Origin of the sequence: Neorhizobium huautlense (assembly GCF_030811685.1) — a bacterium.
In the GTDB taxonomy this organism is placed as follows: domain Bacteria; phylum Pseudomonadota; class Alphaproteobacteria; order Rhizobiales; family Rhizobiaceae; genus Neorhizobium; species Neorhizobium huautlense_A.
Genome location: NZ_JAUSRF010000003.1, coordinates 282,404 through 304,308 on the forward strand (window position 1 = coordinate 282,404; position 21,905 = coordinate 304,308).

At 59.9% G+C, this 21,905-nt stretch carries 20 protein-coding genes and 1 riboswitch; of the genes, 10 read left to right on the plus strand and 10 right to left on the minus strand.

Annotation, left to right across the window (positions count from 1 at the left end; all coding sequences use genetic code 11):
- The first annotated feature begins 21 nt into the window (after positions 1 to 21).
- The 4 genes from J2T09_RS06010 to J2T09_RS06025 are packed head-to-tail and all read left to right on the plus strand — an operon-like array spanning position 22 to position 3,205.
- Positions 22 to 1,311 (plus strand): L-fuconate dehydratase, encoded by a 1,290-nt coding sequence (locus tag J2T09_RS06010; protein ID WP_306832192.1) that lies wholly within the window; start codon positions 22 to 24, stop codon positions 1,309 to 1,311.
- 10 nt (positions 1,312 to 1,321) lie between these two features.
- On the plus strand, positions 1,322 to 2,488 hold the full coding sequence (locus J2T09_RS06015; RefSeq protein WP_306832195.1) for a fumarylacetoacetate hydrolase family protein: 1,167 nt from the start codon (positions 1,322 to 1,324) through the stop codon (positions 2,486 to 2,488).
- Positions 2,489 to 2,528: 40 nt separating this feature from the next.
- Complete coding sequence (locus tag J2T09_RS06020; RefSeq protein WP_373458382.1) at positions 2,529 to 2,801, plus strand: type II toxin-antitoxin system VapB family antitoxin; 273 nt, start codon at positions 2,529 to 2,531, stop codon at positions 2,799 to 2,801.
- Positions 2,801 to 3,205, plus strand: a complete 405-nt coding sequence (locus J2T09_RS06025) for a type II toxin-antitoxin system VapC family toxin (RefSeq protein WP_306832197.1) — start codon at positions 2,801 to 2,803, stop codon at positions 3,203 to 3,205. The genes J2T09_RS06020 and J2T09_RS06025 overlap by 1 nt, the downstream gene beginning before the upstream one ends.
- Positions 3,206 to 3,247: 42 nt before the next feature.
- Here the strand turns inward: J2T09_RS06025 and J2T09_RS06030 are convergent, their stop codons facing one another.
- From J2T09_RS06030 to J2T09_RS06040, 3 genes are read right to left on the minus strand one after another with little or no spacing between them, the layout of a single operon-like run.
- Positions 3,248 to 4,774, minus strand: a complete 1,527-nt coding sequence (locus tag J2T09_RS06030) for a UxaA family hydrolase (protein ID WP_306832199.1) — start codon at positions 4,772 to 4,774, stop codon at positions 3,248 to 3,250.
- A 1-nt stretch (position 4,775) separates the two neighbouring features.
- Positions 4,776 to 5,786 (minus strand): zinc-binding alcohol dehydrogenase family protein, encoded by a 1,011-nt coding sequence (locus J2T09_RS06035; RefSeq protein WP_306832201.1) that lies wholly within the window; start codon positions 5,784 to 5,786, stop codon positions 4,776 to 4,778.
- Entirely contained in the window at positions 5,783 to 6,901 is a 1,119-nt protein-coding gene (locus J2T09_RS06040) for a mannitol dehydrogenase family protein (RefSeq protein ID WP_306832203.1), read from the minus strand. The genes J2T09_RS06035 and J2T09_RS06040 overlap by 4 nt, the downstream gene beginning before the upstream one ends.
- 229 nt (positions 6,902 to 7,130) lie before the next feature.
- Between J2T09_RS06040 and J2T09_RS06045 the strand changes: the two genes are divergently transcribed.
- The 6 genes from J2T09_RS06045 to J2T09_RS06070 all read left to right on the plus strand — a co-directional run bounded on the left by J2T09_RS06045 (position 7,131) and on the right by J2T09_RS06070 (position 12,445).
- On the plus strand, positions 7,131 to 8,021 hold the full coding sequence (locus J2T09_RS06045; protein WP_306832205.1) for a GntR family transcriptional regulator: 891 nt from the start codon (positions 7,131 to 7,133) through the stop codon (positions 8,019 to 8,021).
- Positions 8,022 to 8,097: 76 nt separating this feature from the next.
- Positions 8,098 to 8,329: riboswitch (cobalamin riboswitch) on the plus strand.
- Between the two features lie 168 nt (positions 8,330 to 8,497).
- Positions 8,498 to 9,532 carry an ABC transporter substrate-binding protein gene (locus tag J2T09_RS06050; protein WP_306832207.1) on the plus strand — a complete coding sequence of 345 codons (1,035 nt, stop codon included), beginning with the start codon at positions 8,498 to 8,500 and terminating at the stop codon, positions 9,530 to 9,532.
- On the plus strand, positions 9,501 to 10,571 hold the full coding sequence (locus J2T09_RS06055) for a FecCD family ABC transporter permease (RefSeq protein ID WP_373458383.1): 1,071 nt from the start codon (positions 9,501 to 9,503) through the stop codon (positions 10,569 to 10,571). The genes J2T09_RS06050 and J2T09_RS06055 overlap by 32 nt, the downstream gene beginning before the upstream one ends.
- Positions 10,568 to 11,368 (plus strand): ABC transporter ATP-binding protein, encoded by an 801-nt coding sequence (locus J2T09_RS06060; protein ID WP_306832211.1) that lies wholly within the window; start codon positions 10,568 to 10,570, stop codon positions 11,366 to 11,368. Before J2T09_RS06055 ends, J2T09_RS06060 begins: the two co-directional genes overlap by 4 nt.
- The gene (locus J2T09_RS06065; protein ID WP_306832213.1) at positions 11,365 to 11,817 is read left to right on the plus strand and encodes a pseudoazurin; all 453 of its coding nucleotides are present in this window, start codon (positions 11,365 to 11,367) and stop codon (positions 11,815 to 11,817) included. The genes J2T09_RS06060 and J2T09_RS06065 overlap by 4 nt, the downstream gene beginning before the upstream one ends.
- A gap of 103 nt (positions 11,818 to 11,920) precedes the next feature.
- On the plus strand, positions 11,921 to 12,445 hold the full coding sequence (locus J2T09_RS06070) for a cupin domain-containing protein (protein WP_306832215.1): 525 nt from the start codon (positions 11,921 to 11,923) through the stop codon (positions 12,443 to 12,445).
- A 53-nt stretch (positions 12,446 to 12,498) separates the two neighbouring features.
- Here J2T09_RS06070 and J2T09_RS06075 read toward each other — a convergent pair whose 3' ends face one another.
- The 7 genes from J2T09_RS06075 to J2T09_RS06105 form a co-directional block, all read right to left on the minus strand.
- Positions 12,499 to 13,530, minus strand: coding sequence for an L-idonate 5-dehydrogenase (locus J2T09_RS06075; protein ID WP_306832217.1), 1,032 nt, complete (start codon positions 13,528 to 13,530; stop codon positions 12,499 to 12,501).
- Positions 13,531 to 13,681: 151 nt separating this feature from the next.
- Positions 13,682 to 14,830, minus strand: coding sequence for a galactonate dehydratase (gene dgoD, locus J2T09_RS06080; protein WP_306832219.1), 1,149 nt, complete (start codon positions 14,828 to 14,830; stop codon positions 13,682 to 13,684).
- 307 nt (positions 14,831 to 15,137) lie between these two features.
- Positions 15,138 to 16,556, minus strand: a complete 1,419-nt coding sequence (uxaC, locus tag J2T09_RS06085; protein ID WP_306832222.1) for a glucuronate isomerase — start codon at positions 16,554 to 16,556, stop codon at positions 15,138 to 15,140.
- 191 nt (positions 16,557 to 16,747) lie between these two features.
- Positions 16,748 to 17,875 carry a glycoside hydrolase family 88/105 protein gene (locus J2T09_RS06090; protein WP_306832223.1) on the minus strand — a complete coding sequence of 376 codons (1,128 nt, stop codon included), beginning with the start codon at positions 17,873 to 17,875 and terminating at the stop codon, positions 16,748 to 16,750.
- The gene (gene pglA / locus J2T09_RS06095) at positions 17,872 to 19,437 is read right to left on the minus strand and encodes a polygalacturonase PglA (protein WP_306832226.1); all 1,566 of its coding nucleotides are present in this window, start codon (positions 19,435 to 19,437) and stop codon (positions 17,872 to 17,874) included. The genes J2T09_RS06090 and pglA overlap by 4 nt, the downstream gene beginning before the upstream one ends.
- Before the next feature lie 61 nt (positions 19,438 to 19,498).
- Positions 19,499 to 20,737, minus strand: a complete 1,239-nt coding sequence (locus J2T09_RS06100) for an ABC transporter substrate-binding protein (RefSeq protein WP_373458389.1) — start codon at positions 20,735 to 20,737, stop codon at positions 19,499 to 19,501.
- Positions 20,738 to 20,788: 51 nt separating this feature from the next.
- Positions 20,789 to 21,904, minus strand: coding sequence for an ABC transporter ATP-binding protein (locus J2T09_RS06105; RefSeq protein WP_306832230.1), 1,116 nt, complete (start codon positions 21,902 to 21,904; stop codon positions 20,789 to 20,791).
- Position 21,905 lies beyond the last annotated feature (1 nt).

Here is a 21,905-nt window from a genome sequence, read left to right on the forward strand (position 1 = left end):
TCTGACAGACGAGGCCGCCTCATGACCCGTATAACCAATCTCCGCGTTTTCGACCTGCGTTTCCCGACCTCTCAAAGTCTGGACGGATCGGACGCCATGAACCCGGATCCGGATTATTCGGCGGCCTATGTCATTCTCGAAACCGATCGCGAAGGCATTTCCGGCCACGGCCTGACTTTTACGATCGGTCGCGGCAACGACATTTGCTGCATGGCGATCGAAGCCATGCGGCATCTCGTCGTCGGCAAGGATCTGTCCGAAATGCGCGCCGCCCCCGGCAAATTCTGGCGGCACCTGACGGGTGACAGTCAGCTGCGCTGGATCGGGCCGGACAAGGGGGCAATGCACCTCGCGACCGGCGCCGTCGTCAATGCACTCTGGGATGCGCTCGCCAAGGAAGCGGGCATGCCGGTGTGGAAATTCGTCTCCACCATGTCACCGGAAGAGATCGCCGATATCGTCGATTACCGTTACCTCACCGATGCACTGACCCGCGACGAGGCGATCGAAATCCTGCGCAAGGCCGAGAGCGGCAAGGCGGAACGGATTGAGACGCTGGAGAAGGAAGGCTATGCCTGCTACACGACCTCGGCCGGCTGGTTGGGTTACCCGGATGACAAGCTGCGTCGTCTCGCGCAAGAAGCGGTCGATGCCGGTTTTAATCATGTGAAGATGAAGGTGGGGCGTGATCTCGAAGACGATATCCGCCGCCTGACCATTTGCAGGGAGGTGATCGGTCCGGATCGTTACATGATGATCGATGCCAATCAGGTCTGGGATGTCGATCAAGCCATCGACTGGGTCAACGCGCTGGCCTTCGCAAAGCCCTTCTTCATCGAGGAGCCGACCAGCCCGGATGATGTGGCGGGTCACAAGAAGATCCGCGAGGCGATCGCGCCGGTGAAGGTGGCGACCGGCGAAATGTGCCAGAACCGCATCATGTTCAAGCAGTTCATCGCCGAAGGTGCGATCGATATCGTGCAGATCGATGCCTGCCGCATGGGTGGGTTGAACGAGGTTCTGGCCGTGCTGCTGATCGCCGCCAAATTCGGCAAGGCGGTATGGCCACATGCCGGTGGCGTCGGCCTGTGCGAATACGTGCAGCACCTGTCGATGATCGATTATATCGCTGTATCGGGCACCAAGGAGGGCAGGGTGATCGAATATGTCGACCATCTGCACGAACATTTCGTCGATCCCTGCGTGATCAAGGACGCCGCCTACATGCCGCCATCGACGCCCGGTTTTTCGATCGAGATGAAACCGCAATCGATTGCCGATTACACATTCGGCCGTCCGAAGGCTGCTTGAGGATTTTGGGATGACGAACGATATTCTGGCTCTGAAACTTTCGGCTGAAACCATACTGCCAAAAGATGCCGACAAAGCGATTCTGATCGGCCGTGTCTGGTCAAAAACTGCCGGCGGCCCGTTGCCGGTTCTGTATCGCGACGGCCAGTTGCACGATATTTCGGCCATTGCCTCGACCTCCAGCGCGCTGCTGGAAATCGACGGTATCGCCGCGCGTCTGGTGAACGAAAGCGGTCCGGTGATCGGCGCGCTCGAAAACTTTCTCGATGGCAGTCTTGGCGCGCTTCTGGCGCCGGTGGACCTGCAGGCGGTGAAGGCGGCGGGTGTCACCTTTGCCGGTTCGATGCTGGAACGGGTGATCGAGGAATTTACGCGCGGCAATCCGGCCGAAGCCGCCAATGTTCGCGAGCGCCTTGCGCCGGTTCTGGGCGAAAAGCTCACCGGTCTTGTGCCGGGGTCGGAGAAGGCTGCCGAGGTGAAGGCACTGCTGACCGAGATGAAACTATGGTCGCAATATCTTGAAGTGGGCATCGGCCCGGATGCGGAGATTTTTACCAAGGCGCAGCCGATGTCGTCCGTCGGTTCTGGTGCTCTCGCCGGTCTGCATCCGAAATCGGAATGGAACAACCCGGAGCCTGAGGTGGTGCTGGCCATCCGTTCCGATGGCACGATCGTCGGCGCGACACTCGGCAATGACGTCAACCTGCGTGATATCGAGGGACGCTCCGCACTGTTGCTCGGCAAGGCCAAGGACAACAACGCCTCTTGCTCGATCGGCCCGTTCATCCGCCTGTTCGATGAGACATTTACGCTCGATACGGTGCGCAATCTCGAAGTCTCGCTGAAAGTGACCGGCGAGGATGGTTTTGTCATGGACGGCGTCAGCCGCATGAACGCCATCAGCCGTGATCCCGCCGACCTAGCGGGCCAGTTGCTCAATCCCAACCATCAATATCCCGATGGCGCGGTGATTTTCCTCGGCACGATGTTCGCGCCGGTCAAGGATCGCCGAGGTCCCGGCCAGGGTTTTACCCACGAAGTGGGCGACCGGGTGGAAATCAGCGCGCCGGAACTCGGCCGTCTGGTCAATCGCATGGCCCGTTGCGCCGATTGCCCGCCCTGGACATTTGGCGTCGGCGCGCTGATGCGCAATCTGGCAGCGCGGGGGCTTTTGTAGGTCGCAATTGCCATTGGTGGTCGCAAGATCTACATTGATCTTGCGGCTCATCTACATGGAGGTGGCTTTGCCTATTAATGTCAACAACAGCGAAGCTGATGCATTGACGCGCGAATTTGCGAAAATGGCGGATGTCAGCATCACCGACGCCATCGTGATCGCGATGACGGAGGCGATCGAACGGCGCCGCAAAGCCGAGACGCCAATTGAAACAGCTGAGCGGCTGAGAGAAAAATTCGGTATCACGCTTTCCGAGCAAGCTACGAAACCTTTGCCGAAATCCGTTTTCGACGGCATGTGGGATGAAGGCTGATGTATGTGGATGCCTGCGCGATCATTGCCTTGGCATCCAATGAGCAGGAGGCTCAGCGTATTTCGGAAGCGTTGATCGCGGCAAAGGCGCCGATCACTTCGGCGGTCGCTGTACTTGAAGCCGCCTTGGCCTTGGCGCGGCCAGACAAATTCAATCAACCCGTTTCACAGATAGAGCCGTTCCTGATGGCTTTTCTCAAAGAGCGGGGGATTGATCTACGTGATCTGCCGCCGGCGAAAACGGCAACGAGTCTGGTGCTTATGGCTGCTGATAAGTTCGGGCGCGGCGCGAACCGGCTAAACCTTGGCGATTGCCTGCATTATGCCTGTGCCAAATACTATGAGGTGCCGATACTCGCCACACATGACGAGTTTCGGCAGACAGATCTGGAAACAGTGCCTTGACGTCTGGCGGAGGGCCGCCACAAAGCGACGGCCCATCGGCAATCACATCACCGCGCCGATCTGCCATGGCACGAATTCGTGGCGGCCATACCCCAGCAGTTCCGATTTTGACTTCTTGCCGGAGGCGACGTCGAGGATGACCTCGAAAATCTCGCGGCCCTTGTCTTCGAGGCTCACACCGTCGATGACATCACCGCAATTGATGTCCATGTCCTCGGTCATGCGGGCGTAAAGCTCGTTATTGGTGGCGAGCTTGATCGATGGTACCGGCTTGCCACCGTAAGCGGAGCCGCGACCGGTGGTGAAACAGAGGATGTTGGCGCCGCCGGCGACCTGGCCGGTGGCCGCCACCGGGTCGTAACCGGGCGTGTCCATATAGACAAACCCCTTGCGGTCGATGCGTTCGGCGTAGCGGTAGACTCCGCGCAGAGTGGAATTGCCGCCCTTGGCAACGGCGCCGAGCGATTTTTCCAGAATGGTGGTGAGGCCGCCTGCCTTGTTGCCGGGCGAGGGGTTGTTGTTCATCTCGCCGCCATTACGGGTCGTGTATTCGTCCCACCATGCGATGAGATCGACGATCTTCTGGCCGACCTCGACGCTTTCAGCGCGGCGGGTCAGCAGGTGTTCGGCGCCGTAGATTTCAGGCGTTTCCGAAAGGATTGCCGTGCCGCCCTGGCGTACTAGCATGTCGGCGGCAACACCGAGCGCCGGGTTGGCAGTGAGACCGGAGTAGCCGTCGGAGCCGCCGCATTGCAGCGCGAGCGAGAGTTCCGATGCAGAAATCGGTTCGCGGCGCGAGCGGGCGACGAAGGGTAGCATTTCCTTGATCTTTGCCACACCCGCCTCGACTGCCTTGCGCGTGCCGCCTGTTTCCTGAATGGTCAGCGACTGAAAGTGTTCGCCCTCGGCAATCTGGTAGGTTTCCTTCATGCGCGGGATCTGAAACACCTCGCAGCCGAGGCCGACCAGTAGCGTCGCTGCAAAATTCGGATGGCTGGCGTAACCCCATTGGGTGCGCGACAGCACGTCGAAGGCTTCGCCCTTGTTGGCCATGCCGCAGCCCTGGCTGTGGGGCAGGGCGACGATACCGTCGATATCCGGGTAATCGTCCAGAATGCCGGAGCGGTTGATTTCTTCGGCGATGTAGTCCACCGCCGTGGCGGAACAGTTTACCGACGACAGGATGCCGATGAAATTGCGGGTGCCGGCGCGGCCATCTGCGCGGCGAAAACCCTGGAAAAAGGCTGGTGTTTCACCGGGCAGAAGCACTTCCTTCGGTTTCGCTTCGGCGGCGAAAGCGTAATCACGCTCAAAATCCTCGCCCATGGTAACGTTCTTTTCGTGCACCCATTCGCCGGGATTGATGTCGGTGGAGGCGAACCCGATGATCTGGCCGAATTTGCGGATCGGTTCGCCCTTGGTGATGGGGCGGGTCGATACCTTGTGGCTGCGTGGCACGCGCGCAACGGCCACGACATCGCCCTCGATCGGCGTGCCTGTGGGCAGATCGGCGGTAGCCACCACCACATTGTCCTGCGGGTTGAGGCGCAGCGTCTTTTTCACTGTCATGTCAGATCTCCAATATCGCCTTGATCACGCCGGCTTCCGGCTTCGACCAATCGGCGAAAAGCGAAACGCCATCTTCCAGGCGTCCGGTATGGGTGTTGAGCGCGCGGGTCGGCACCTTGCCGGCCTCGATCTGCCGAACCACTTCGGCAAAATCGTCAGGCTGGGCGTTGCGGCTGGCAATCAATGTCGCCTCGCGCTTGTGAAATTCCGGGTCGGAAAAGGTGATGTCCTGCCGCACGACCGACAAAAGCACGTAACGCGCGCCATGGCTAAGAAAACCAAAGCCGCGCTGCATCGGGACGGCATTGCCTGTGGCATCGATAACAACGTCAAACCAATCGCCGCCGGTCTGGCGTTCGGCTTCCGCCTCGGCATTTTCATCGGCAAAGATCGTAGCATCCGCGCCAAGCTGATCGACGGCGAATTTCAGCCGGTCCTCGCGCGTGTCCATGACGGTCACATGCGCGCCGCGCGCCTTGGCAAAAATGATCGCCGACATGCCGATCGGCCCCGAACCGGTCACGAGCACACGATCTTCAGAGGTGATCATGCCGCGTTTGACGCCGTGGGCGCCGATCGCCAGAAACTCGATCATCGCCGCATCGGCGAGCGGAATATTGCCGGTCGGGACAACATTCTGTTCCGGCACGCAGAGATATTCCGCCATGCCGCCGTCCTTGTGCACGCCCAGAACCTGAATATTGCAGCAGGCATTGGACAGCCCCTTGCGGCAGGCCTTGCAGGTGCCGCAGGAAAGGTAAGGCACGATATAGACCGGATCGCCTGTCTTCAGCCTGCTATCCGCCGGTGCCTCTTCGACCGTTCCCGACAATTCATGGCCCATGACCCGAGGATAGTCGAGAAAGGGATGTTTGCCGGCAAAGATGTGAAAATCCGTGCCGCAAATGCCGATGTGGCGGATGCGGACCTTGACCTCGTTTTCTCCACGCACCGGTTCCGGGCGCGAGACGACGGAGAGGTGGCCGGGTTCATCGCAGACGAGTGCCTTCATGCGGATTTCCTGTCGGTGGCGTGGACGATGGCTTCAAGGGTCGGAGCGGGCGTGCCCGCCCAGTCGAGAAAGGCTTTGATGCGTCGCTCGATCTTCAGGGCGTGATTGCCGGCGATATCGGCGATGCGGTGTTCGAGATAGGGATTGAGGAAACGGCCCATCGTTGTTTCGACATAGGCTTTTGCTTCTTCACCCATGCCGTGGGCCGCAAAGCCGGGAACGACTTCATCACGATAGACGGCATCCAGCCGCTGGCGGATGGCCGGGTCGGCAAGGATTTCCTTCACCGTTTCGCCTTTCGGCCGGCCTTCCTTCAGCCAGATATCGGCAAGCGTGGTATGGCCGAGATTGAGGATGTGCAGTTTCAGTCGCTCGAACGGTTCAAGCTTGTCGGTGAGCACGATCGATGGATGTGTGCAGGGCATGATGAGGCCCGGCGCGCGTTCGACGGCCCAGAGCGCATATGGTTCCGCAACCGCGCCAACCGTCTCGATCGGTTCGGAAACGATACGGTCCACCAATGTGTTGGCGAAGATGACCTTTTCTTCCAGCCATGTCAGGAAAGCGGCATCCGCTCCGCTCTTCTGGGCAAGGTCGCGGATGATGCCTTTCAGCAGCGGGCCGTTGCCGTTGATGAGTTCGCAAGGGAGAACCGTGAGCGGCTTTGCGGTTCTCTGGAAACGGGCGAAAAGAAGCTGGGCAAGCTTGCCGGGGAAGGACGGGCGTGGCGACAGAATGTCCAGGTCGGCGCCGTTGGCTTCGGAAGAAATGTCATAGCCGGAATCACCGGTATTGGAGAGCACGTATTCTGCCTGCTCGCAGAACAGATCGACGACTTCCGTCCAGTTGCCGGCAACCGACAGGCCGCGCTCGACGCTTTTCACCGCAACGGTGCGCTCGATGGGTTGGCCGTCTTCCAGGCCCCGGATGATGACTGGAAAACCGGCTGGATCGGCAAAGGCGGCCAGCCGCCCGGCGCGCTCGGCCGATCCCGATGTCTGCACGATGATGACCGGCAGAACATTCTGCCCTTCCTGCCTTGCCTCATGCAGGAAAAAATCCGCATGCGCCTGGAGAAAACGGCTGGTGCCGAACTGTAAAATGATGCCGGTCATGGATGCTCCGCCCTGGTCTGATAACTGTTTGAAATAATGACCGGTTGAGGTTTGGCAGGCAGCAGGCAGCACAATCCGCGTGGCATGTCTTCCTCTCCCGTAACATGCGTCAAAACTGTTCTTTTGGGATAAAAGACAATCGCCTTGCAGGCAATTTGTTTTTTATATAAAAAGAGCAGCCATAAAAAACAGCTTCTGCCAAATGTCGTTTCAAGGCGCTCTCCCGGTCATGAAAACAAACGCTCTTTTCAAGCGCAGCTACAATCAGGCCCTCGATATGCTGGCCGGAGCGGGGGAGGGTGCGCCTCTGCCATCGGAACCGGCCATGGCGGCCACACTCGGTATCAGCCGCACCACGGTGCGTGCCGTGCTTTCGGCGCTGGCCATGCGGCAGATCATCACCATCGACGGGCGGGCCAAGAGCCAATTGCGCCTGCCGAAACGCAGCGATTATCTCGCCGATGCCGATCTGGAGCCGCTGGCCGATATGGTGGAGCGAAAATTCATGGCCTGGCTGGTGGGGCCGGATTGCAGCCCCGGCCATGTGATCAACGGGCTTGATCTCGCCCGCCAGTTCGGGGTGTCGACCTCGGCCATCCGCGATTGCCTCAACAAGTTCAGCCATTTCGGCCTGCTGGAACGGCAGAGCAACGGGCGCTGGCGCACGCTCGGGCTAACTGTCGATTTTGTCGCCGAGCTTTTCGACATGCGCGAGCTGATCGAATTTCGCGCCGTCGATCGTTTTGTGGCGCTGCCGAAAGACGATCCGCTTTGGGCCGAGTTATCATTGCTGGAAGAGGAACATCAGGCGTTTCTCGCCGATTTCGATCGGCGTAACCGCGAATTTTCCGATCTCGACCACCGTTTCCACAAGCTTGTCGATAGCGCCGTCCCCAACCGGTTTCTCGGCAATATCCAGGGCGTGATGTCGGTCATTTTCCACTATCACTATCAGTGGAACAAGAAGGACGAGGTGGACCGCAATCATCGGGCTTTGGCCGAGCATCTCGCCTATATCGACGGGCTGAAGAGCGGCGATCCTGCCAGGGCGCGGGAAAGCTGCCGGGTGCATCTGCATACCGCCCGCTCCACCATGCTGTCCTCCATCAATGTCGGTTGATGGCGCTCATCATCGCTTGACATGTAATGATATTACATAACATACATTATTCGCATTGACGGCAAGCACTTCGGCCGCTTATGTCAGCGTCGACGGTTTCCAGAGCGTGAAAGCAATGGAATTAATAGGGAATACGGTGCGGACCTGATGAGGACCAATGCCGTGGCTGCCCCCGCAACTGTAAGCGGATCACCGTTCATCCTCGAGATGCCCTTCGGGTATCTGGCCACTGTGTCCTCACCGGCATGGGAAGGCCGATGAACAGCATGTTCGTGAGCCAGGAGACCTGCCGTCAAGCAGAGAGCTATCGTTACGGGCGGGGATGCCCGGAAGAGGATCACGTTATGACATTTATCCGCGCTTTTGCGCACTCCATGGTCTTTATCCCTTGTCCGTCGATATCGGCTGTCTTTTGGCGACAGACGCGCTGATGCGTCCCGCTGTTTTCCATTGATTGTGCCCTTCTAGGAGAGACCATGTTCCACCTCACGCGCCTTTCGGCTTGCGCGGGCCTGTTGGCATCCGCGATTTTCAGCCTTCCCTTGCCCACCGCAGCCGTCGCTGCCGAAACCCAATATCCGCTGACGATCAAGAATTGCGGCCTTGATCTGACTTTCAAGCGGGCCCCGTCGCGCACCGTGTCCGTCGGCCAGAGCGTCACCGAAGTGCTTTATCTGCTCGGCCTTTCGGACAAGGTTGTCGGCACCGCGCTCTGGGTCAGCCCGGTTCTGAAAGGGTTTGAGGAAACCAATGCCAGGGTCGAACGCCTTGCCGACAACGACCCGAGTTTCGAAGCGGTGATCGGCAAGAAGCCGGATCTGGTGACGACACAGTTCCAGTGGCAGATCGGCCCGGAAGGCGTGGTTGGAACACCGGCCCAGTTCGCCGAGCTTGGCGTACCTGTCTATACTTCGCCGGCCGATTGCGTCGGCAAGGACAATTCCGGCGGTGGCGATGGCGTGCGCACTGGCGTCTTTTCGATGGAACTGATCTATCAGGAAATCCGCGATCTGGCTGCAATCTACAATGTTCAGGATCGCGGCGAGGAAGTCGTTGCCGACCTGAAGACGCGAGAAGAAGCGGCGCGAAAGAAGATCGCATCCGCCGAAGGCAAGCTATCTGCCGTCTTCTGGTTCTCGAGCGCGGAAATGGATATCGATCCTTATGTTGCCGGCCGTCACGGTGCGCCGGGTTACATCATGTCCGCGCTCGGCATCAAGAATGTCATCGAAAGCGACGAGGAGTGGCCGACGGTTGGTTGGGAAACCATTGCCAAGGCCAACCCGACCATGATCATCGCCGGCAAGATGGATCGTCGGCGCTTCCAGGCGGATGATGTCGCCGTCAAGCACAAGTTCCTCAAGGAAGATCCGGTCGCCAGCCTGATGCCGGCCGTCAAGGAAGGTCACGTCTTCGACATGGATGCACAGGCCATGAACCCGACCATCCGCACGATCGAAGGACTGGAAGTTCTGGCAGATGCCATCGCCGCTGCCGGTCTGGCGAAATAAAGCGGTTATCGTGAAACGCATTCCATCAAAAATCGGAGGGACGGGTGCCGCAATCACGGCGCTTGTTCTCCTCATCGTCGCGCTGATTGCCGGCGCGGCGATCGGCGAAACTGCCATTCCTTTCGATGTGGTCGCAAAAACCATTGCCAACCGGTTGTTCAATGCCGGCTTTCCGCTGGAACCACTGGATGAGGGTATTGTCTGGAGTTATCGCCTCAGCCGTGCCGTTGTCGCGGCCTGCTGTGGTGCATCGCTGGCCCTGGCGGGTGCGGTTCTGCAATCATTGCTGCGCAATCCGCTGGCCGATCCTTATATTCTGGGCATTTCAGCCGGTGCTTCCACCGGTGCGGTTGCGGTCGCACTTCTCGGTCTGGGTGCCGGTCTCTTGACCATGCCGATGGGCGCATTGGCGGGTGCGCTCGCTGCCTTCGTTCTCGTCAGCTTGCTGGCCATGCGGGCCGGCAGCGGCAGCAATGCCATCATTCTTGCGGGCGTTGCCGGCTCTCAGATGTTCAATGCCATCACCTCCTTCATCGTCACAAAATCGGCGACGGCGGAACAGGCGCGCGGCATCATGTTCTGGCTGCTCGGCAACCTTTCCGGCGTGCGCTGGCCGGATGTCGGTCTGGCACTGCCGGTCACCATTGTCGGTCTGCTTGTCTGCCTCTGGCATGTGCGCGCGCTCGATGCCTTTGCCTTCGGCAATCAGGCGGCGGCCTCGCTCGGCATTCGCGTGCGCCGGGTTCAGATCATCCTGATCTGCACGGCGGCGGCCATGACGGCGGCCATGGTGTCGCTGGTCGGCTCCATCGGATTTGTCGGCCTTGTCATTCCCCATGCGGCACGCCTGATCGTCGGTGTCCGGCACGGACGCCTGCTGCCGGTGACGGCGCTGGTCGGCGCCGTGTTCATGATCATTGCCGATATCCTGTCACGCACCATCATCGCCGGTCAGGTTCTACCGATCGGCGTCATTACCGCCCTGTTCGGAGCACCCGCCTTTGCCTTCATTCTCGGGCAGAAGAGGGCGCGGCCATGAAGCTTTCCGCTCAAAACCTCTGCTGGTCGGCCGGCAGTCTGGATATCGTCCGGGATGTCTCCTTCGATGTCGCACCGGGCGAATTTCTCGGCATTATCGGCCCGAACGGCTCGGGCAAAAGCACGCTTCTTTCCATGCTGGCGGGCATTCGCAAGCCGCTTTCCGGGCAGGTGTTGATGGGTGGTCAGCCCATCCGCTCCATCGGCAGCCGCGAGGTTGCGCGAAAACTGGCTTTCGTGGAGCAACAGGCGGAAACGGCGGAGCGCATCACCGCCCGTCAGGCTGTCGAGCTCGGGCGCACGCCTTATCTCGGGCCCCTGTCCGGCTGGTCGGTGGAGGACGATGCGATCGTTGATGGCGCGCTCGAAAATGTCGATATGGTCGACAAGGCCGAGCGTCATTGGCACCATCTTTCCGGCGGCGAAAGGCAGCGGCTGCATATCGGCCGGGCGCTGGCGCAGCAGCCGCAGGTGCTCCTGCTCGATGAACCCACCAACCACCTCGATATCGGCCACCAGATCGACCTGCTCGATCTGGTCCGCCGGCAGGACCTGACGGTCGTTGCGGCGCTGCACGATCTCAACCACGCGGCCATGTTCTGCGATCGTATCGCGATCATGGACCATGGCCGGCTTTCGGCCATCGGTGCGCCAGAGCAAGTGCTGACGTCTGACATGATCAGCTCGGTATTCGGCGTGGATGCAATTGTTGCGCCTGACGAGGATGGCGTCTGCCATGTCCGATTCCGGCCAAACGGTCGCAAGCGCGTTATTTCCAGAAAGGACGATTTGACATGATGAAAACCTTTTCCGCCCTTCTTGCATCGCTTGTCCTGTTCGCATTCGCCGGCAGTGCCTTGGCCGAGACATTCGAGGTCAAGATGCTGAACCGCGGTGAAAAGGGACCGATGGTATTCGAGCCGGATTATCTGGAAATCCAGCCCGGCGACAAGGTTGTGTTCGTTCCCACCCACAAGAGCCACAATGCCGCGACCATTGACGAGATGATCCCGGAGGGTGCTGAAGGGTTCAAAAGCAAGATCAACGAGCAGTTCGAAACCACGTTTGATCAGGTCGGTTTCTACGGCATCAAATGCTCGCCGCATATCGGCATGGGCATGGTGATGATGATCAAGGTGGGGGAAGCGACCGTGCCGGAGACTTACGCATCCATCAAGCTCCCACCCCGCGCACAGACGCGCATGGATGCGTTGATTGCGCAGGCTGGGCAGGGCAGCGCTCAGTAAATCCGGCGGCTTTTTCAATGGCATGGTTGCCGGTCGCAAAGGTTGCGTTCAGCAATTCGTTGACGCAGGATGTTTCCGTCTGTCGCGATAAGGGAGAGATTGCATGACGGAAAGCCACGATCACCACCATGATCATCAGCACGATCCTCACCACGGGGAGGACCGCTGGAAACACAATGGTGTCCGCGTCATCAAGGGCGACCAGCTGGACGACAACACCGCGCAGACTCCCGGCATGTACCGGCAGGCGGCGATCAACCACGCCCGTGTCGGTGCGCAAAAAATCTGGGCCGGAACGGTGGCGATCGAGCCCAACGCCAAGACCGGCGTGCATCATCACGGCGCGCTGGAAAGTGTGATTTTTGTGGTGCGCGGCAAGGCCCGCATGCGCTGGGGCGACCGGCTGGAATATGTGGCGGAGGCCGGACCCGGCGATTTCATTTTCGTGCCGCCCTATGTGCCGCATCAGGAAATCAATGCCGACCCGGACAATGTGCTGGAATGCGTTCTGGTGCGCTCCGACAATGAAGCTGTCGTCGTCAACATCACCGATATCGAGCCGGTGGAACAGCCCGAACAAGTCTATTGGGTTGACTCGATACACAAACATCCCGGCGAGCCGGGTTGATTTTTTTGATGGATGACCAAGGTGGCTGATGCCGCGGCCTTGGTCATCGCGTTTCAGAAGGTTAGATGAACCTTCATCGATTTCGTGCGGTCGCTGGCCAGATCGAAGGCTTCCACCGCCCTTTCCATCGGGATCCGTGCGCTCAGCAGGGCGCGCACATCAATACGTCGATCCGAGATCAGTTTTGCCGCCAGCGCGAATTCTGCATCGAAGCGGAATGTGCCGCGCACGACCAGTTCCTTGGTGACGATGGCGCTGATCGGCAGCGTCACGTCATTTCCCATGCCGACTGCAACAATCGTGCCGCGCGGTCGCACGACCTTCAAAAGGCCGGCAAGCACGGTGCCATTGCCCGAGCATTCGAAAGCCACGTGGATCTGGCCCTTGCCTTCCGCATAAGGCGCTAGCGCCCCCGGCTGGGTTGCCACATTGAGAACCGTATCGGCACCGACCGTTCTGGCGATCGCAAGCGCCGAGTCGGAGACGTCGGTGGCAATGATTTCGGCGGCGCCCGCAAAACGGGCTGCAAGGATCGTCAGGCAACCGATCGTGCCGGTGCCGGTGACGAGAACACGTTTGCCGACCAGTGATCCGGCCTGCTCGACGGCATGCAGGCAAACGGCAAGCGGTTCGCAGCACGCCGCTTCCTCGAAAGGCGTGTCGGCTGCAACGGGGATGGCCTGTTCGGCCTCGACGACGATTTCTTCGCGAAACAGGCCCTGCACATGCGGAAAACGCATGGCGGAACCGTTGAAACGCATCTCCATGGCGTGTTGCCGCTGGCCTTCGCGCATGAACTCGCAATCACCCTGCGGTCGGCTGGGATTGATGGCAACGCGCTGACCAACGGTCACATTGGTGACGCCTTCGCCGATGGCAGCGATTTCCCCAGAGGCTTCGTGGCCAAGAATCATCGGTTCGCGCACACGCACCGTGCCAAAACCGGCATGGTGGTAATAATGAAGGTCCGAACCGCAGATGCCGCCCGCTTTCAGGCGGATGCGGACTTCGCCGGGACCGGGTGCGCCGACATCACGCTCCTCGATACGCAGGTCGTGTTCCTTGTGAATGACGACGGCTTTCATGCGCCACCACATGAAAAGCGGCGGGACACGCCCGCCGCACAACTGTTTCTCATACAATCCTCCCTCAGGCTCGACCGGAAAGCCGGACGATAACAATGCAAACGTCGGCCAGCCTCCTCGCCGGCCAACGTTGTCATGCTACGCCGTTATCCTACCATTCCGCAACACTGCCATCTTCGTGGCGCCAGATCGGATTGCGCCAACGATGGCCTTCCTTGGCGCGTTCGATCACATATTGCTCGTCCACCTCAATGCCGAGGCCGGGTCCCTGCGGGATCGAGACAAAACCATCGGCATAATGGAACACCTCCTTGTTGGAGATGTAATCGAGAATGTCGTTGCCCTTGTTGTAGTGGATACCGAGGCTCTGTTCCTGAATGAAGGCATTGTGGCTGACGGCATCGACCTGCAGGCAGGCAGCCAAGGCGATAGGTCCGAGCGGGCAATGGGGGGCGAGCGCCACATCATAGGCTTCCGCCATGGCCGCGATCTTGCGGCATTCGGTAATGCCGCCGGCATGGGAAAGGTCGGGCTGGATGATGTCGACATAACCATCCGACAGGACCTGCTTGAAATCCCAGCGGGAGAAGAGGCGTTCGCCCAATGCAATCGGTGTCGAGCAATGATTGGCGATTTCCTTTAGTGCCTCGCGGTTTTCCGAAAGCACCGGCTCCTCGATGAACATCAGCTTGTAGGGTTCGAGTTCCTTGGCGAGCACCTTGGCCATCGGCCTGTGCACGCGGCCATGGAAGTCGACACCGATGCCGATATGCGGGCCGACCGCCTCGCGGATGATGGCAATGGTCTCGACCGCTTTCTCGACCTTTTCATTGGTGTCGACGATCTGCATTTCCTCGCAGCCGTTGAGTTTGATCGCCTTGAAGCCACGGGCGACCACATCCTTGGCATTGTTCGCAACGTCCGACGGGCGGTCGCCACCGATCCATGAATAGACTTTTATTCGGTCGCGCACCTGGCCACCGAGCAGCGAATGGACCGGCTGGCCAAGCGCCTTGCCCTTGATGTCCCACAGTGCCTGATCGATGCCGGCGATTGCCGACATGTGAACCGCGCCGCCGCGATAAAAACCGCCGCGATACATGACCTGCCAGTGGTCCTCGATCAGGAACGGGTCCTTGCCGATCAGATAGTCTTCCAGTTCGTGCACGGCGGCCTGAACTGTCAGCGCGCGGCCTTCGACGACCGGTTCGCCCCAGCCGAAAATGCCCTCATCGGTTTCGATCTTCAGGAAAAGCCAGCGCGGCGGAACGATATAGGTGGTGAGCTTGGTGATTTTCATGCGTCTATACCCGTTGCCCGGCGAAAGCCGGAATTGCTGCACGCGTCAGCGGTCATGGTCTGCAATGCGGGCACGCAGAACCGTTCGCGCCGGATCACGAGGGATTGGCGCGCAACCTGCAACGCGACAGGATTTCGATATCGTCGTTTATCGCGGCATCCTCCGATGCCTGCGGAGCCGAAGCTAAATAAATCATACTTATTGTCAAACGATCTTTTGCCGCAGTGGCGTGTCGCGGTGTTTGCGGGCGAAAAAAATCCGCGCCCCTTGCAGGACGCGGATGCAGGTCTCGATTACGACAGCAGAATTAAAGTTTGTAGGCCGTCTTTGCGAGATTATAGGCCAGTTCCCAGGCCAGTTCGTGGGCATCGTCGATTTCCAGACGATGCTCGGCCACCAGCCTTGCAAGGAAACCGCAATCGATGCGGCGCGCGACGTCGTGGCGGGCAGGGATGGAGAGGAAGGCGCGGGTGTCGTCGTTGAAGCCGACCGTGTTGTAGAAACCGGCCGTTTCCGTCACCTGCTCGCGGTAACGGCGGATGCCTTCCGGGCTGTCATGGAACCACCATGCCGGGCCGAGGCGCAGAGCCGGATAATGGCCGGCGAGCGGCGCCAGTTCGCGGGCGTAACTGGTTTCATCCAGCGTGAACAGGATGACGGTAAGGCGCGGATCATTACCGAACCGGTCGAGCAGTGGCTTGAGGTTGTTGACATAATCGGTCGCCTTCGGAATGTCGGCGCCCTTGTCCTTGCCGTAACGGGCAAAGATTTGCTGGTTATGATCGCGGAATGCGCCGGGATGGATCTGCATGACCAGCCCATCGGCCACGCTCATCTTGGCCATTTCCGTCAGCATCTGGCCACGAAAAGTCTCGGCATCGGCTGGTGAAACCGCGCCGCTGATCACGCGCTGGTAAAGTGCCGCCGCGTCTTCATCGGACAGGTTTTCGGTGCGGGCGGTGGCGTGACCGTGGTCGGTCGAGGTGGCCCCGGCCACGTCCTTGAAATACTGGCGGCGGTTCTGCAGCGCTGCGAGGTATCCGGCAAAACTCGAGACGTCGCTGCCGGTGATGCGACCAAGCTCTGCAACGTTTCCGGCAAAGTTCGGATATTCCGGATCGACTACGGCATCCGGGCGGAAGGCCGAGACCACACGGCCCTTCCAGCCACTTTCCGACAGTTTTCGATGATGGCGCAGGTCATCCAGCGCACTTTCGGTGGTGGCGATCACCTCGATGTTGAAACGCTCGAAGAGCGCGCGCGGCAGGAATTCCGGGCGCTGCAGGGCTTCGGAAATGTGGTCGTAATAACGGTCGGCGCTTTCTGCAGTCAGGCGTTCCTTGATGCCAAAAACTTCCGTGAAGGCATGCGCCAGCCAGAGCCAGGACGGTGTGCCACGAAACAGATGGAAATTCTCGGCAAAGATCCGCCAGATCTTGCGCTTGTCGGTTTCGACCTCGGTGCCGTCAATGGTCGGAATGCCAAGGCTTTCGAGCCGGATGCCCTGGCTGTAGAGCATGCGGTGAACATAATGGTCCGGAACGATGAAGAGGCTGGACGGGTCACCGAACGGCGCATTGTCGGCGAACCAGGACGGTTCGGTATGGCCATGCGGGCTGATGATCGGCAGATCGGCGACCTTGGCGTAGAGGCTGCGGGCGATCTCCTTGGTCGCCGGCGCATCGGGAAAAAGCCGATCCGGATGGAGTGAAAACTGTTTGGTCATTCGATACCCTTTCTAGACATGCCCGCCTCCCATGGCTGCGCATACCGTGATGCTGTCCTCGGTGAGCGACCTGCCACTGCGTGACAGGAAATCATTCACCGGCAAGGCTCAGTTGACATCATGCTCCGTGCGAGCCTTCGAGGCGCGGAGCACGAGTTTTCCGAAGCGATCCCGTTTGTCGGATCGCGGCGTCAGTTAGAGGCCAAGTGGCGTGCTGGCGCAACCTGATCCTGCAGGGCTGCGACAGCTTGCCCATAGGCCATCATGAACGGACCGACACCCTTCGCGTCGTCCGCCACGACCTCCTCGACGAGATAATAGGCGGGCGAGCCGTCACGATACCGACCATTGAAGGGGCCGAGACCCGCAACCTGACAAATGCCGGTGAGACGTGTTTCTCCGGCTTCTGTCACAAGCCGAGTACCGACCAGCGCCTCGACTGCCTTTTGACCGGCCGCGGTAAGTGCCTGCTCCTCCGATGGTGCAAGATGAAGACCTTCGGGGCGCAGCAGTGCATAAGCGAACATGGCCGAGGCAGATGTTTCTTCGTAATTGCCTTCGAGGTCCGGGGCATCGAGAACTTGCGGCCAGAGGCCGGATGCTTGCTGTCGCTGGGCAATCGCCTTCAAGATAAGGGCAGTCTGGTTTCTGAGCGCCGCAGTGGCATGGTCGTCCGGCAGAACCGCGAAAATGTCGACCAGCGCCATCGCCTGCCAGCCCATGGCGCGAGCCCAGACAGCCGGGGATTTGCCGGTGACGGGATCGGCCCATTTTTCCACGCGGCTGTCGTCATAACCATGCACATGCATGCCGCCGCCGATGGCGGTCAGGGCAAGGGCTGTTGCCAGTTGCTGCAGGGCATCGCTGATCCGCGACGTTTCTCCGGTCGCCAGCGCATATTCCACCTGGAAGGGCAGACCCATGTAGAGGCCGTCCAGCCAGACCTGCGAGTGATAGCGTTTCTTGTGCCAGTAATTGCCGGCGGGAATGCGAGGATGGGCGTCCAGCTGGTCGATCAGGCGTTTTGCGGCAGTCATGTAGCGCGGGTCGCCGGTCTCCCGGCCGAGAAACAGCAGGGCACGACCGGGCAGGATATTGTCGATATTGAACTCGTCGGGCGTGTAACCTGCGAGGCTGCCATCGGCTCCCACCTGCGGGGCGATGAGACGCAGGAGATGATCGAGCCAGCGTTGTTCGCCGGTTGCCTTGTAGAGCAGTTCCAGGCCGCGATAGATGCAACCGTCTTCATAACACCAGGAGCCGTTCTTGTAGGCTTCATAGCGGCTGCAATATTGGTCAAAATAGTCGATGGGTTTCATGAGGCGGCCAATAGGTTCGGGAGGGAAATCGGGTCGGGTGAGAGAAGTTTCTGGTCGTCGCAATCGACCTCCGCGTATTCGCAGAGAATGCCTTGGTGACGCATGTCGCGAACACCATCCGCCATAATCGGCGGTGCGGCGGTCGCGTTCGGATCGTTTGAGTGAATGCGAAGGCGGCGGATACGGATGTTACGGATCGGCATTTCCGGCAGGCCGAGGAAAACGCCCGCGGCTAGCGCCAGATCGTGCACATCGACATCTTCGACGAGGATGCCATCGATCTGTGGCGTGCCTTCCACGACCGGTGCCGGTTGGCGAGATTGGACCCAATCGGCGTGGCCGTCGGGATCGCAGAAGTAATGGGCGTTGGCGGATAGCGGCACCAGCACGCCATCCATCATGACACGGCGCATGTTGATGTTGCTGATCACTCCGCCTCGGCCACGCCGCGTCTTCAGGCGCAGGCCGCGATCCGTGCCGATCATGTCGCAATCCTCGACCGTCACGTCATGCACGCCACCGGACATTTCCGAGCCGATGACGACCCCGCCATGGCCGCGCTCCATCAGGCAATGGCGGATCTGGACATTGCGGGTTTCTGCCAGATGATCTGCCTCGCCGTCCGAGCCACGTTTCCCGGCCTTGATGGCGATGCAATCGTCGCCAACTGAAAACCGCACACCTTCGACCAGCACATCGGTGCAGCCCTCGGGATCGAAGCCGTCCGTATTCGGGCTGTCATGCGGCGCCTGAATGTGCAGCCCAACCGCCTTCAGCCTGCTGCACCCTTGCGGATGTACTGTCCATGACGGCGCATTGCGGATGGTGAAGCCGAGAAGCGTGACATCCGTGCAACCGACGAGATGCAGGCCGCGCGGACGACGCGCACCGTCGCGGGTTTCCTTCGGCCATGTCCACCAGTCGCCGGCATTTCCGGAGCCGTCCAGAATGCCCTTGCCTTCGATCGTCAGGTTTTGCGCGCCGATGGCGTGTACGGGTGCGGCAAAGCAGGCTTCCGGCAAGCCTTCCCAGCTGCCGAGCATGTTTCCGGCATCGTTACGGGCGGGCAGAATCGGCCAACCGTCGCGCAGGCTGGGCGCGCGAAGAACGGCGCCTTCGGCCAGATGCAATGTCATGTCGCTTCGAAGTGCCAGCGGCAGCGTTGTCCACGTGCCGGCCCCGACATAAAGGGTTCCGCCGCTCGGAACGTAAGCCAAAGCGGCTTTGAACTTGTCGGCATTCTCCTTTGCAGCCGCCAGATCGTTGAGGTCCGTACCGGCAACAAGTCCAAAATATGCAGCATTGACCATGCCGGCGCAGGGGAGCGTCTGAAAATGAAAGTCGTAAAAACCTTCGATGACAAGCCGATAACGCGTGTCGGTGTCCAGCCCGTCGATCAGCGTCACGACCTTTTCGGTGGTCCCCTCTTGCGCGCTCTCGTTTTCGCCGGCCTTGAACAGCCGCCAGGCAAGCGGTTGTGGCAAGGTGTAGCGTGCGCCGGGCACAGGCAATCTTATGGCCGCGATCCGGGCGGAGATCGCAACTGCAATGGCTTCATTCATGTTGGCTCTCTCGGGTCAGTGGCCACCCGGCATGGCGCCGGGTGGCTGGCGTCATTGTCGCTCAGTCGAACTTCTGGAGCGCGTCGTTGACGCCCTCGATGATCTGTTCGGCCGCTTCCATTTCATCGATCTGCTCGTAGGCATATTCTTCAAGCGTATCGATGATGATGCCGCGAATGACAGGGTTTTCGTTGAAGGGCGAAATCGTCGGGCCGCTGGCTTTCATGACGATATCGTTGGCGGCGCGGACTTCCGGTTCGCCTGTATTGGCCAGACGTGCCATGGCTGCCTTGGATGCCGGAATGCCACGCGAGGTGCCGAGAATATCGATGCCCTCGGGTTCGTTCAGCAGGCAGTTGGTGATCTGTGCTGCCGCTTCCTGATTTTTCGAGTTTTTCGAAATGGAGAACACCATGGACGGTTTGCGGAACACGCCTTCGGTGACGCCATTGGCCATGGTCAGCATCGGTACCGGCTTCAGTACCTGACCTTCCTTCAGCGGGTCGGCATATTTCGAATAGGTGGAATCCCACTCGTAGGAACCGGCGATCTTGCCTTCCGACCATGCCGGCTTTTCGAACAGATTGACGTTGCCATCCGCCGCTTCCTGTTTCTGCGAGCGGATCGCGCCGGTTTCCACCAGCTTGCCGAGGAAACCGATGCCCGCGGCCAGTTCCTCAGGCGTCCAAGCGACACGGTTGGTCTTCGGGTCGACCATGTCCTTGCCTGTTGCCTGCGTGATGACCAGCGCCATCAGCAGATGCGCGGTCTCCTTGACGGCATTGAGCGTGTAATAATCCGGCCCCAGCTTCTCCTTGACCGTCTTGGTCATTTCGAAAAACTCGTCCCAGGTTTTCGGAACGGCGACGCCGGCCTTTTCGAGTGTTGTCGTGTTGAAGAAGAACACGCGGCCGCTGGTGGAGACCGACAGGCCCTGCAACACGCCGTTCGTCGAACCGGAAGCCAGATCCGCTTCCGTCCAGTTCGAAAGGTCTATGCCCTTCAGCGTCCGTAGATCGGCAAAGCCGGTGCCGTCCTTGGAAAACAGCGGCAGCCACGGCCAGTTGACCTGAACGATGTCGGCCTCCGTCTTGCCGGCCATCTGGGTGGTCAGCTTTTCGAGATAGCCGTCAAAGCCGGTGAATTCGCCCTTGATCGTGTGACCGTATTTCGTGCCACATGCCGCGATCGCCTTCTGTGTCGCCACATGCCGGCTCTCACCACCCCACCACGACATGCGCAGTTCCGCCGCTCCCGCTGACGGTGCCATGGCGATGAGACCGAGTGCCGTACCGGCCATGATGACCGATGTTTTCAATATGCCCTTCATAAGTTTTCCTCCTCTTTGAAATTAGGCCGCGATGCTGCCTCCAAGCAGCGAAACGTTGCGGCCGTCCGATTTATCGAAAATGTGAAGTGTCTTTGGATCCGGGCGCAGGCGCACGACATCCGATTCCGCGCGTGCCTCGAATTCCGCAGCACCCACGACGCTGATCAGGCGATGCCCCTCGCAGTCGGCATGCATGTAGACTTCGTGGCCCATGAACTCCGCGTTGACGAGTTTGGCCCGCAGCGCCGGGCCTTCGGACACCAGCGAAAACTGCTGGGGCCGAATCCCGAGCACGGCCTGGTCCGGCTGGCCGGAAAGTCGGCCGCCCAGTTCATTGCCGAGCGCCAGACGCTGGCCGCCCATGACGAATTCGCCGCCTTCCATGGCGCCTTCGATGAGGTTCATCTCCGGCGTGCCGATGAAGCCGGCGACGAACAGGTTTGCCGGCGCGTTGTAGAGTTCCTTCGGGGTTGCGACCTGCATGATGCGTCCGGCCTGCATGACACAGATACGGTCGCCCATGGTCATGGCTTCCGTCTGGTCATGCGTGACATAAACGACGGTCGGTGAACTGCCTTCCGCCTTCATCTGGCGATGCAGATCGGTAATGCGAACGCGCATCGAGGCACGCAGTTTCGCGTCGAGGTTCGACAGCGGCTCGTCGAACAGGAAGACGCCGGGGTTCTTGATCAGTGCACGGCCGAGCGCAACACGCTGGGCCTGCCCGCCCGAAAGCTGTTTTGGCAGGCGATCGAGCAAAGGTTCGATTTCCAGAATTTCCGCGACCTTGTCGACTGCCGCTGCGATTTCCGCTTTCGGCCGGCCGGCGATCCGCAGGCCGAAGGAGAGATTGCCGCGCACTTTCATATGCGGATAGAGCGCATAGTTCTGGAAGACCATGGCGATCTGCCGTTTGCTTGGTGACAGGTCGTTGACGCGCTGGTCTCCGATAAGGATGTCGCCGCCGGTGATTTCCTCGAGGCCGGCGATCATGCGCAGCGTCGTCGACTTGGCGCAGCCCGACGGGCCGACCAGAACCATGAACTCGCCGTCATGGATATCGAGGTTGAGGCCGTGAACGACCTTGTTGGTCTTGTTATAGGTTTTTTCGAGATTTTTCAGTTGTACCTGTGCCATG

Bases quoted from the DNA above. Each gene is read 5' to 3' on its own strand.
- dgoD (WP_306832219.1), bottom strand. From the start codon at position 14,830: ATGAAAATCACCAAGCTCACCACCTATATCGTTCCGCCGCGCTGGCTT.
- J2T09_RS06070 (WP_306832215.1), top strand. From the start codon at position 11,921: ATGACGGAAAGCCACGATCACCACCATGATCATCAGCACGATCCTCAC.
- J2T09_RS06015 (WP_306832195.1), top strand. From the start codon at position 1,322: ATGACGAACGATATTCTGGCTCTGAAACTTTCGGCTGAAACCATACTG.
- J2T09_RS06055 (WP_373458383.1), top strand. From the start codon at position 9,501: ATGCCATCGCCGCTGCCGGTCTGGCGAAATAAAGCGGTTATCGTGAAA.
- J2T09_RS06065 (WP_306832213.1), top strand. From the start codon at position 11,365: ATGATGAAAACCTTTTCCGCCCTTCTTGCATCGCTTGTCCTGTTCGCA.
- J2T09_RS06010 (WP_306832192.1), top strand. From the start codon at position 22: ATGACCCGTATAACCAATCTCCGCGTTTTCGACCTGCGTTTCCCGACC.
- J2T09_RS06025 (WP_306832197.1), top strand. From the start codon at position 2,801: ATGTATGTGGATGCCTGCGCGATCATTGCCTTGGCATCCAATGAGCAG.
- J2T09_RS06060 (WP_306832211.1), top strand. From the start codon at position 10,568: ATGAAGCTTTCCGCTCAAAACCTCTGCTGGTCGGCCGGCAGTCTGGAT.
- J2T09_RS06035 (WP_306832201.1), bottom strand. From the start codon at position 5,786: ATGAAGGCACTCGTCTGCGATGAACCCGGCCACCTCTCCGTCGTCTCG.
- J2T09_RS06045 (WP_306832205.1), top strand. From the start codon at position 7,131: ATGAAAACAAACGCTCTTTTCAAGCGCAGCTACAATCAGGCCCTCGAT.
- J2T09_RS06075 (WP_306832217.1), bottom strand. From the start codon at position 13,530: ATGAAAGCCGTCGTCATTCACAAGGAACACGACCTGCGTATCGAGGAG.
- J2T09_RS06030 (WP_306832199.1), bottom strand. From the start codon at position 4,774: ATGACAGTGAAAAAGACGCTGCGCCTCAACCCGCAGGACAATGTGGTG.
- uxaC (WP_306832222.1), bottom strand. From the start codon at position 16,556: ATGACCAAACAGTTTTCACTCCATCCGGATCGGCTTTTTCCCGATGCG.
- J2T09_RS06050 (WP_306832207.1), top strand. From the start codon at position 8,498: ATGTTCCACCTCACGCGCCTTTCGGCTTGCGCGGGCCTGTTGGCATCC.
- J2T09_RS06100 (WP_373458389.1), bottom strand. From the start codon at position 20,737: ATGGCCGGTACGGCACTCGGTCTCATCGCCATGGCACCGTCAGCGGGA.
- J2T09_RS06090 (WP_306832223.1), bottom strand. From the start codon at position 17,875: ATGAAACCCATCGACTATTTTGACCAATATTGCAGCCGCTATGAAGCC.
- pglA (WP_306832226.1), bottom strand. From the start codon at position 19,437: ATGAATGAAGCCATTGCAGTTGCGATCTCCGCCCGGATCGCGGCCATA.
- J2T09_RS06040 (WP_306832203.1), bottom strand. From the start codon at position 6,901: ATGACCGGCATCATTTTACAGTTCGGCACCAGCCGTTTTCTCCAGGCG.
- J2T09_RS06105 (WP_306832230.1), bottom strand. From the start codon at position 21,904: ATGGCACAGGTACAACTGAAAAATCTCGAAAAAACCTATAACAAGACC.